This window comes from Roseivivax sp. CAU 1761 (genome assembly GCF_054482755.1).
Genome location: NZ_JBTLRM010000026.1, coordinates 23727 through 33386, shown reverse-complemented (window position 1 = coordinate 33386; position 9660 = coordinate 23727). Strand labels below are relative to the sequence as shown.

Annotated in this window: 10 protein-coding genes; 7 read left to right on the top strand and 3 right to left on the bottom strand. The window is 71.7% G+C overall.

Features of this window, described 5'->3' with window-relative positions; genetic code table 11:
- Positions 1-54 precede the first annotated feature (54 nt).
- The 4 genes from ACXYMW_RS14780 (at position 55) to ACXYMW_RS14765 (ending at position 3769) form a co-directional block, all read left to right on the top strand.
- Entirely contained in the window at positions 55-1155 is a 1101-nt protein-coding gene (locus ACXYMW_RS14780; protein ID WP_459036111.1) for an FAD-binding protein, read from the top strand.
- On the top strand, positions 1152-1487 hold the full coding sequence (locus ACXYMW_RS14775; RefSeq protein WP_459036092.1) for a hypothetical protein: 336 nt from the start codon (positions 1152-1154) through the stop codon (positions 1485-1487). The genes ACXYMW_RS14780 and ACXYMW_RS14775 overlap by 4 nt, the downstream gene beginning before the upstream one ends.
- A 4-nt stretch (positions 1488-1491) precedes the next feature.
- Complete coding sequence (gene glcF / locus ACXYMW_RS14770; protein ID WP_459036091.1) at positions 1492-2868, top strand: glycolate oxidase subunit GlcF; 1377 nt, start codon at positions 1492-1494, stop codon at positions 2866-2868.
- A 100-nt stretch (positions 2869-2968) separates the two neighbouring features.
- Positions 2969-3769 (top strand): trypsin-like serine peptidase, encoded by an 801-nt coding sequence (locus ACXYMW_RS14765; RefSeq protein WP_459036090.1) that lies wholly within the window; start codon positions 2969-2971, stop codon positions 3767-3769.
- A 69-nt stretch (positions 3770-3838) separates the two neighbouring features.
- Here ACXYMW_RS14765 and ACXYMW_RS14760 read toward each other — a convergent pair whose 3' ends face one another.
- Complete coding sequence (locus tag ACXYMW_RS14760; protein ID WP_459036089.1) at positions 3839-4381, bottom strand: cytochrome P460 family protein; 543 nt, start codon at positions 4379-4381, stop codon at positions 3839-3841.
- 311 nt (positions 4382-4692) lie between these two features.
- Here ACXYMW_RS14760 and ACXYMW_RS14755 point away from each other — a divergent pair, with 311 nt between their 5' ends.
- Complete coding sequence (locus tag ACXYMW_RS14755; RefSeq protein ID WP_459036088.1) at positions 4693-5163, top strand: Hsp20 family protein; 471 nt, start codon at positions 4693-4695, stop codon at positions 5161-5163.
- 98 nt (positions 5164-5261) lie between these two features.
- Here the strand turns inward: ACXYMW_RS14755 and ACXYMW_RS14750 are convergent, their stop codons facing one another.
- Positions 5262-6740, bottom strand: a complete 1479-nt coding sequence (locus tag ACXYMW_RS14750; RefSeq protein ID WP_459036087.1) for an NAD-dependent succinate-semialdehyde dehydrogenase — start codon at positions 6738-6740, stop codon at positions 5262-5264.
- A gap of 80 nt (positions 6741-6820) precedes the next feature.
- On the opposite strand from ACXYMW_RS14750, the gene ACXYMW_RS14745 reads away from it, so the two are divergent.
- Both ACXYMW_RS14745 and ACXYMW_RS14740 read left to right on the top strand, forming a co-directional pair.
- Positions 6821-7612, top strand: coding sequence for an alpha/beta hydrolase (locus tag ACXYMW_RS14745; protein ID WP_459036086.1), 792 nt, complete (start codon positions 6821-6823; stop codon positions 7610-7612).
- Between the two features lie 183 nt (positions 7613-7795).
- Positions 7796-9001, top strand: coding sequence for an aminopeptidase P family protein (locus tag ACXYMW_RS14740; RefSeq protein WP_459036085.1), 1206 nt, complete (start codon positions 7796-7798; stop codon positions 8999-9001).
- Positions 9002-9051: 50 nt separating this feature from the next.
- On the opposite strand, the gene ACXYMW_RS14735 is transcribed toward ACXYMW_RS14740, so the two are convergent.
- The gene (locus ACXYMW_RS14735; RefSeq protein ID WP_459036084.1) at positions 9052-9588 is read right to left on the bottom strand and encodes a hypothetical protein; all 537 of its coding nucleotides are present in this window, start codon (positions 9586-9588) and stop codon (positions 9052-9054) included.
- Between the last annotated feature and the right edge of the window lie 72 nt (positions 9589-9660).

Below are 9660 nucleotides of genomic sequence, written 5' to 3'. Positions count from 1 at the left end.
GATGGCAGGGCGCCCGGCCGGGCGCCGGCGACCTTCGGCAAGGACGGACAGGACGTGAGACCGGCAGACGAGACCGAACTGAGCGAGATCGTGGCGCAGGCGGCGGGGCCGTTGCGCATCCGCGGCGGCGGCACCCGGCTGGCCGTCCCCGAAGACGGGGCGGAGATCCTCGAGACCGGCGGGCTCGCGGGCATCCGGCTCTACGAGCCCGGCGCGCTGACCCTGGTGGCCGGCACCGGCACGCCGCTCGAGGAGATCGAGACGGCGCTCGCCGCGGAGCACCAGCGGCTGGCCTTCGAGCCGCCGGATCTGCGCGGGCTGCTGGGGCTCGCGGGGGCCTCGACGCTGGGCGGCGTGGCCGCCACGAACGCCTCCGGGCCGCGGCGCATCCAGACCGGCGCGGCGCGCGACCACATGCTGGGCATCCGCTTCGTCGACGGCGCCGGGCGGGTGGTGAAGAACGGCGGCCGGGTGATGAAGAACGTCACCGGCTACGACCTCGTGAAGGCGCTGGCAGGCAGCCACGGCACCTTGGGCGTGCTGAGCGAGGTGGCGATCAAGGTCCTGCCGCGGCCCGAGACCGAGGCCACGCTGGTGCTGCACGGCCTGTCCGAGGCCGACGCGGTGGCGGCGCTGTCGCGCGGCCTCGGCGCGCCCTACGAGGTGAGCGGCGCGGCGCACCTGCCCGGCGAGGGCCGGACGCTGCTGCGGCTCGAGGGGTTCGAGGATTCGGTGCGCTACCGCTGCGGCCGGCTGGCCGGGCTGTTCGGCGATGCCGAGCATTCCGTGCTCGACGCCGCGGCCAGCGCCACCGCCTGGCGCGCGGTGCGCGACGTGGCGCCGTTCCACGACCGGCCCGGCGATGTCTGGCGCCTCTCCACCCGGCCCGGCGACGCGCCGGCCCTGGCGGCGCGGCTCGAGGCCCTGGACCTGATCTATGATTGGGGCGGCGGGCTGGTCTGGGCGCTGCTGCCCGAGGGCTGCGACGCCCGGGCCCGGCTCGGCGTCTTTGCCGGCCACGCCACGCGGGTGCGCGGCGCCGGCCCGGCCTCGGCCTTCCAGCCGCAGACCCCCGCGGTGGCGGCGCTGGCGCGCGGACTGCGCGCCCGCTTCGATCCCCGCGGCGTGCTCAACCCGGATCTGCTGCCGGCATGAGCCCGGCCATCCTCACGGCCTTCGCGGCGAGCTTCCTGCTCGGCCCGGCCCTGGCCGCGGCGCTCTGGCGGCTGCCGGCCGCGGGCGGCGTGCTGACGGCGCTGGCCGGCGCCACGCTGGCCGCCCTGGCGCTGGCTCGGTTCGGCCCGGCGGGCTGGCTGCAGCTGGCCGCGCTGTGGCTGGCCTGGGTCCTGGCGGTCGTCTTCGCGGCGCTGGCTCTGCGCCGCCGCGCCCCGGCCGGCGCCGCGCGCTGGCTCGGCATCGGCGCGATGATCGCCACCACGCTTCCCTGGTTCGGCCTGACGCTGGCCGAGATGACGAAAGGGTCCTGACGCCATGCAGACCACCTTCACCCCCGAGCAGATGCGCGACCCCGACATCGCGCGCTCGAACGAGATCCTGCGCAGCTGCGTGCATTGCGGCTTCTGCACCGCGACCTGCCCGACCTACCAGGTGCTGGGCGACGAGCTCGACAGCCCGCGCGGCCGCATCTACCTGATCAAGGACATGCTCGAGAACGAGCGCGTGCCGGACGCCAAGACCGTCAAGCATATCGACCGCTGCCTGTCCTGCCTGGCCTGCATGACGACCTGTCCCTCGGGCGTGCATTACATGCACCTCGTCGACCATGCCCGCACCTATATCGAGCAGAATTACCGCCGGCCGCGCGGCGAGCGGGCGCTGCGCTGGCTGCTGGCGCGCATCCTGCCGCATCCCGGGCGCTTCCGCCTGGCGCTGCTCGGCGCCAAGATCGGCCGGCCGTTCCGCCGCCTGCTGCCCGATCCGCGGCTCCGCGCGATGCTCGACATGGCGCCGCGCCACATCCCGCCGGTCAGCCGCAACGACGACCCCCAGACCTTCCCGGCGCAGGGCAAGCGGCGCCGCCGGGTGGCGCTGATGACCGGCTGCGCCCAGCGCGCGCTCAACACCGACATCAACGACGCCACCATCCGGCTCCTCACCCGGCTCGGCTGCGAGGTGGTGGTGGCCCGCGGCCAGGGCTGCTGCGGCGCCCTCACCCACCACATGGGCAAGGCGGAGGAGAGCCATGCCAGCGCCGCGCGCAACATCCGCGCCTGGACGCGCGAGATCGACGGCGCGGGGCTCGACGCGATCGTCATCAACACCAGCGGCTGCGGCACCACGGTCAAGGATTACGGCCACATGTTCCGCACCGGGGACCTGGCCCAGGACGCCGCCCGGATCTCGGCCCTGGCGCGCGATGTCAGCGAGGTGCTGGCCGAATTGGCCGCCGAGGATGACAGCCGCGCGGCCGACCCGGCCCGGCACGGCGTCGCCGGCACCGATGCCGCGCCCGGCAAGGGCGTCCTGGCGCCGCCCGCCGCCGAGGGCGCGGGGCCGCTCCGCGTGGCCTACCACGCCGCCTGCTCGCTGCAGCACGGCCAGAAGATCAAGAGCCATCCCAAGGACCTGCTGAAGCGCGCCGGCTTCGAGGTGGTCGAGCCCGCCGACAGCCATCTGTGCTGCGGCTCGGCCGGCACCTACAACCTGATGCAGCCCGAGATCTCGGGACAGCTGAAGGCCCGCAAGGTGCGCACGCTGGAGGCCCGCAAGCCCGACATCATCGCCGCCGGCAATATCGGCTGCATGATGCAGATCGGATCGGGCACCGGGATCCCGGTGGTGCATACGGTGGAGCTTCTGGACTGGGCCTCCGGCGGGCCGAAACCGCCGGCGCTGTCCCGCGCCTGACGGCAATCCGCCCGGCCCCGGCCCGGCGCCCAAATTTCGCCCCAGCCGACCGCTAGACCCGGCGCACCTGTCCGCCGTGGAGGATGCCTTGCCCGTGACGATGCGCCGGATCGCCGCCGTTCTGCTCATGACCGCGCTGCTGCCCCTGCCGGCGGCGGCGGGGGGCCTGTTCAGCATGCCGACCACCGAATCCGGGCGGCACTGGGACGCCGTCGGCCGGCTCGAGATCGCCGGGCGGGCCTTCTGCACCGGGGCGCTGATCGCGCCCGACCTGGTGCTGACCGCGGCGCATTGCCTCTACGATGCCGAGACCGGTGCGCGGGTGCCGGGCCGCGACATCCAGTTCCTCGCCGGGTGGCGCAACGGCCGGGCCGCGGCCTACCGCCATGTCCGGCACGCCGAACACCATCCGGACTACGATTTCGCGAGCCCCGCTGATGCCGGGCGGGTGCGCAACGACGTGGCGCTGCTGCAGCTCCAGCACCCGATCCGCAACACCACGATCGAGCCCTTCGCCACCGACCGCCGGCCCTCGCGGCGCGACGAGATCGGCGTCGTCTCCTACGCCCATGACCGCGCCGAGGCGCCGAGCCTGCAGGAGATGTGCGCGGTGCTGGACCGCCAGGACGGGGTGATCGTGATGTCCTGCCGGGTCGATTTCGGCTCCTCCGGCGCGCCGGTCTTCTCCTTCGACTCCGGCGCCCCGCGCATCGTCTCGGTGGTCTCGGCCAAGGCCGAGGCCGAGGGCGCGCCGGTGTCGCTCGGGGTGGCGCTCGAAGGCCCGCTCGAGACCGTGCGGGCGCTGATCGCCGGGCGCGAGGGTCTGACCGCGATGCCCGGCACGCGGGTGGTCAGCGCCGGCGCCCGCGCCGAGACCGGCGCCAAGTTCATCCGGCCCTGACCTCCCGGGAGGCAGCGCACCGGCGCGGGGCTCGGGGGGCGCCCCGCATCGCCGGCGCGCTGCCCGGCATCACTGTGCCATGTGGTCCGAGGTGAAGAGGTAATCGGCCTCGCCGGAATGGCAGGCGATGCAGCCCTGGTCGGCGCCCTTGGCCACGCGGCCGGCCAGCCGCATGTCGTTGGGGTTCTTGTCGAGCGCGCCGTCGGGCAGGTACTTCGCCCAGAACCAGTTGGCATTGTCGGGGTCGTAGCCCTCCTCGCGCTGGAACATGATCGTCACCGCGCCGAGATGGCCGGCCGGATTGGCCAGCACCTCGTCGGCGCTGACGCCTTCGGGGCCGTAATTGCGCTTCACCACCAGCGCGCCCTCGTGGCCGTCCACCGAGGCCGTGGTGTAGAAGGTCTCGAGCATCATGCCGTGCGGCTCGGTGCCCTCGTAGGGCAGCGCCATGATCGCGCCGTCGCCCACCAGCTTCATCTCGACCATCATGTCCCAGAGCGTGGCGGCGTAATCCGCATCCTCATCGGTGCCGAAGGCCGCGTCCTGGGCCAGGGCGCTGACCGCGCCGCCGAGGGTCAGGGCCGCGATCGCGGCGGTCAAACTGCGCATCATCTCAAATCCTCCTCGTTGCTATGGCACCAGCGTGGCGCAAGCCCCGGATTTTGCCGAAACAAGTAAGGTCACGATGCCGTAACGGCGCTGACACAATTCCCGGATCGGCCCCGGACCTCCCGCCTGACCGGCCCCCCGCCGCGCCGCTCCTGCGGGCGAAAAAATCGCCGCCATGGAGGGTCTTGACAGGGCCCGGGACGATTCCCACATCGGCGCTGTCGGACGCCGCTTCAGGGTCCGGCAGCAACCAGACGCCTGTCCCGCCCCGGGAAGGCGCCGCACATCAGGTATCGCTCACTGGAGGATTCCACATGCGTAGCTTCGATCTTGCTCCGCTCTACCGTGCAACCGTCGGCTTCGACCAGGTCGCCGACCTGTTCGACCGGGTCCTGGCGCAGGACGTCAGCCAGCCCAGCTATCCGCCCTACAACATCGAGAAGACCGCGCAGGATGCCTACCGCATCTCCATCGCCGTGGCCGGATTCTCCGATGCCGACCTGTCGGTCGAGGTGAAGGACCGCGCGCTGGTCGTCTCCGCCCGCAAGGCCGAGGAGGAGGGCGGCCGCACCTACCTGCACCGCGGCATCGCCACCCGTGCCTTCGAGCGCCGCTTCCACCTGGCCGACCACGTGAAGGTGGTGGGCGCCAGCCATGCCAACGGCATGCTGCACATCGACCTCGAGCGCGAGATCCCCGAGGCGCTGAAACCGCGCCGGATCGAGATCGCCAAGGCCGACGGCGAGACCTCGAAGGACGTGGTCGACGCGAAATCCGTGAACTGATCGGACCCCGCGTGACCCAGCGACGCCCCGGCCAAGCCGGGGCGTTTTTTTGTCTCTGACCACCCCCGGCGGGGCCGGGGGCGCGGCGCGCCGGCGCCTCAGACCGTCAGGCAGACATACTTCATCTCGAGGTAGTCCTCGACGCCGTGATGGCTGCCCTCGCGGCCGAGCCCGGACTGCTTGACGCCGCCGAACGGCGCCACCTCGGTCGAGATCAGGCCGGTATTGACGCCGACGATGCCGTATTCCAGCGCCTCCGCGACCTTCCAGACCCGGCTCAGGTCCTTGGCGTAGAAATACGAGGCCAGCCCGAAGATGGTGTCGTTGGCCATGGCGATGACCTCGTCCTCGTCCTCGAACCGGAACAGCGGCGCCAGCGGCCCGAAGGTCTCCTCGGTGGCGAAGGCCATCTCCTGGGTCGCGCCCTTGACGATCACCGGCGAGAAGAAGTTGCCCTCGCGGTCGTCCGTCTCGGTGCCGAGGATGATCTCCGCGCCCTTGGACTCGGCGTCGCGGATATGCTCCTGCACCTTGTCGATGGCGTCGGCGGTGATCATCGGGCCGAGATCGGCGTCCTCGTCCTCGAGCCCGTCGGCCACCTTGAGCTGCCTGACCCGCGCCGCAAGCTTCTCGGCAAAGGCGTCGTAGACCCCCGCCTGCACGTAGATGCGGTTGGCGCAGACGCAGGTCTGGCCGTTGTTGCGGAACTTGCAGACGATGGCACCCTCGACCGCCTCGTCGATGTCGGCATCGTCGAAGACGATGAAGGGCGCGTTGCCGCCCAGCTCCATGGAGCATTTCTTGACCTGGTCGGCGGCCTGCTTGAGCAGGATGCGCCCGACCTCGGTGGAGCCGGTGAAGGTCAGCTTGCGCACCTTCGGGTTCTCGCAGAATTCCTTGCCGATCTCCGAGGACGAGGACGAGGTGACGACGTTGAACACGCCCTTGGGCAGGCCGGCGCGCTCGGCCAGGACCGCCAGCGCGGTGGCCGAGAGCGGCGTCTCCTTGGCGGGCCGGGCGACGAAGGTGCAGCCCACCGCCAGCGCCGGGCCGGCCTTGCGGGTGATCATCGCGTTGGGGAAGTTCCACGGCGTGATCGAGGCGGCGACGCCGACCGGCTGCTTCAGCACCATGATGCGCTTGTCGCGGGCATGGCCGGGGATGGTCTCGCCGTAGACCCGCTTGGCCTCCTCGGCGAAGAATTCCACGAAGGAGGCGCCGTAGGCGACCTCGCCGCGGCTCTCGCGCAGGGGCTTGCCCTGCTCGGCGGTCATGATCTTCGCCAGGTCCTCCTGGTTCTCCATCATCAGCTCGAACCAGCGGCGCAGCACCTGGGCGCGCTCCTTGCCGGTCCAGGCGGCCCAGTCCTTCTGTGCGGCATGGGCGGCGTCGATGGCCTTTGCCACCTGGGCGCGCGACAGGTCGGCCATGGCCGCGATGACGTCGCCGCGGGCCGGGTTCAGGACCTCGAAGGTGCCGTCATCGCCGTCAACGAAGGCGCCGTCGACATAGGCGCGGCGTTCGATCAGGCTCGGATCCTTCAACAGGTCCGCGAGGTTGGTGGTGCGGTCGAGCATGGGAAACCCTTTCGCTTTTGCGTGCCGCGGCGCGGCCTTCGGGCTAAGGTGTAGGGCGAAGTCAGGACCGGGGAAAGCGCATGGATCAGGACGCCGCCTACGACAACCAGGCCCACGTCAGCGACTCGGCGGAATATCCGCCCAGATGGACCCGCGCGGCCGAGGCCTACCGGCGCCGGCTGGGGGCCGCCAACCGGGCCCGGCTGGGGCTGGTCTACGGCCCCGGGCCGCGGGCCGCGATGGACATCTTCGTGCCGGTCTCGGGCCGCGAGGAGCTGGTGATCTTCGTGCATGGCGGCTACTGGCGCCGGTTCGGGCGGGAATATTTCTCGCATTTCGCCGAAGGCGCGGTGGCCCGGCACCGGGTCGTCGCGATGCCGTCCTACGAGCTCTGCCCCGATGTCCGGGTCGCCGCCATCGGCCGCGAGGTCACCGAGGCGATCGTCACCGTGGCGCATGAATACGAGGATCTGCCGATCCGGCTGGTCGGCCATTCCGCCGGCGGCCACCTGGTGGCGCGGCTCGCCGTGCCCGGCGCGCTGCCCGAGGACATTCGCACGCGCATCCGCCGGGTGATGGCGATCTCCCCGGTCTCCGATCTGCGGCCGCTGCTCGAGACCAGCATCAACCACACGCTGCACCTCGACCCCGAGGAAGCCGCCGCCGAGAGCCCGGCGCTGCTGCCCGCGCCGGGCGTGCCGGTCACCGTCTGGGTCGGCGAGAACGAGCTGCCGGCCTTCGTCGACCAGGCGCGCTGGCTGGCCGAGGCCTGGGGCGCCGAGCTCGTGGTGGAGCCCGGGCGGCACCATTTCGACGTCATCGACGCGCTGGCCGATCCCGAGAGCCGCATGGTGGCCGCCCTGCTGGACTGAAGGGGCGCGTTCGGGCTTGCCGGGGCGCGGCGCCCGCGCCTATGCTGGCGCCGCGGGACGATGGCGTCGTCCCGCCTTTCCCGCATCTCCGTCCTGAACGCCGGGACCTTTCTTTGCCGCGTCTGCGGGAAGGGCGGGTCGGGCCGCCTCCGCCGCGCGGCGCCGCCTGGAGGGTCTGAACCCGTGCAACGTCCGCAAACCTACCGCTTCGAGAACGGCGCCAAGGCGCCCCTGCCCTTCGCCGCCGGGGAATACGAGGCCCGGCTCGCCGGGCTGCGCCGCATCCTCGCCGAGGCCGGGCTGGAGACTTGCCTGCTCACCTCGATGCACAACATCGCCTATTATTCCGGCTTTCTCTACTGCGCCTTCGGGCGGCCCTACGGGCTGGTGGTGACGGCCGAGGATTGCGTCACGATCAGCGCCGGGATCGACGGCGGCCAGCCCTGGCGGCGGTCTTACGGCGACGCGCTCACCTATACCGACTGGACCCGCGACAATTACTGGCGCGCGGTGGCGCAGGTGGCGGGGACCGGGCGCGCCCTGGGCTACGAGGGCGACCACCTGACGCTCGACGGCATGGAGCGGCTGCGGACCCATCTGGCCCCCCGCGAGGCCCGGCCGATCCACCTCGAGACGATGCGCCAGCGCATGCACAAGAGCGCGGCCGAGCGCGAGCTGATCCGCGCCGGCGCGGCGGTGGCCGATCACGGCGGCTACGCCATCCGCGACGCGCTCCGCGAGGGCATCCGCGAGATCGACGTGGCGATGGCCGGCCGCGATGCCATGGAGACCGAGATCGCCCGGCGTTTTCCCGAGGCCGAGTACCGCGATACCTGGGTCTGGTTCCAGTCCGGGCTGAACACCGACGGCGCCCACAACCCGGTCACCGCGCGCCGGCTGCAGCGCGGCGACATCCTCAGCCTCAACACCTTCCCGATGATCTCGGGCTATTACACCGCGCTGGAGCGCACGATGTTCCTGGGCGAGGCCGATCCGGCGGCGCTGGCGATCTGGCAGGCCAATGTCGAGGCGCACGAGCTGGGCATCTCGCTCTTGGTGCCCGGGGCGCGCTGCTGCGACGTGGCGCAGCGGCTCAACGCCTTCTTCGCCGAACGCGACCTGCTGCAATACCGCTCCTTCGGCTACGGCCATTCCTTCGGCGTGCTGTCGCATTATTACGGCCGCGAGGCCGGGCTGGAATTGCGCGAGGACGTGGAAACGGTGCTGGAGCCCGGCATGGTGGTGTCGATGGAGCCGATGCTGACCCTCCCCGAGGGCCGGCCCGGCGCCGGCGGCTACCGCGAACACGACATCCTGATCATCGGCGAGACCGGGCCGGAGAACATCACCGGCTATCCCTACGGGCCCGACTTCAACATCGTCGGCTAGCCCTGCCGTCCCGGGACCGGCGGCCGCGCCGGTTCCGGGCCCGCGCCCCCTCAGCTGCCGAAAGCCGCCAGGCTGGCATAGTCGATGCGCTCGAGCGCGGCGCGCATGAGATCGGGCGAGGCGCCGTCGATCTGCACCAGCACGCGGCTGCCGACGAGCCCCATCACCTGCCCGTCCTGCGTCACGAAGCGTTCCCGCCCGATCCGGTCCACCTCTAGCCCCATCGCCGGCGCATGGGCGATCATCGCCGCCATGCTGGCCACCATCGGATTGTCGGCGAGCAGGCTCAGCGTGTAGCCCGAGACGCCGTCGGGCGAGGCATAGGTCGCTTCGGCGGCGACGCCGCCGCCCATCAGCGCAAGCCCGGCATGGCGCTCGGTGGCGACCTGGCGGGACCAGCCCTCGGGGGCGGGCGGCAGGAAGCGGCCCAGCGCGTTGGAGCGCTGGTCGAGAAGCCGCGCCCGCGCGATGTCGAGCTCGTCCAGTGCGAGCTCGACATCGCCCGCCTCGTAGGCGGCGCGCGCCGCCCGCAGCGCGTCGCTGACTGCATCGGCCGAAGCCGGCGCGCCGCAGATCACGGCCAACATGGCCAAACCGATTACCCGCACCCGAACTCTCCCTGATGCGTCACATGCTGCCATCCTATTGCCGCAGCACGG

Excerpts from the sequence above, each read along its gene's own strand:
- ACXYMW_RS14775 (WP_459036092.1), top strand. The coding sequence starts at position 1,152 with ATGAGCCCGGCCATCCTCACGGCCTTCGCGGCGAGCTTCCTGCTCGGC.
- glcF (WP_459036091.1), top strand. The coding sequence starts at position 1,492 with ATGCAGACCACCTTCACCCCCGAGCAGATGCGCGACCCCGACATCGCG.
- ACXYMW_RS14765 (WP_459036090.1), top strand. The coding sequence starts at position 2,969 with ATGCGCCGGATCGCCGCCGTTCTGCTCATGACCGCGCTGCTGCCCCTG.
- ACXYMW_RS14760 (WP_459036089.1), bottom strand. The coding sequence starts at position 4,381 with ATGATGCGCAGTTTGACCGCCGCGATCGCGGCCCTGACCCTCGGCGGC.
- ACXYMW_RS14755 (WP_459036088.1), top strand. The coding sequence starts at position 4,693 with ATGCGTAGCTTCGATCTTGCTCCGCTCTACCGTGCAACCGTCGGCTTC.
- ACXYMW_RS14750 (WP_459036087.1), bottom strand. The coding sequence starts at position 6,740 with ATGCTCGACCGCACCACCAACCTCGCGGACCTGTTGAAGGATCCGAGC.
- ACXYMW_RS14745 (WP_459036086.1), top strand. The coding sequence starts at position 6,821 with ATGGATCAGGACGCCGCCTACGACAACCAGGCCCACGTCAGCGACTCG.
- ACXYMW_RS14735 (WP_459036084.1), bottom strand. The coding sequence starts at position 9,588 with ATGTTGGCCGTGATCTGCGGCGCGCCGGCTTCGGCCGATGCAGTCAGC.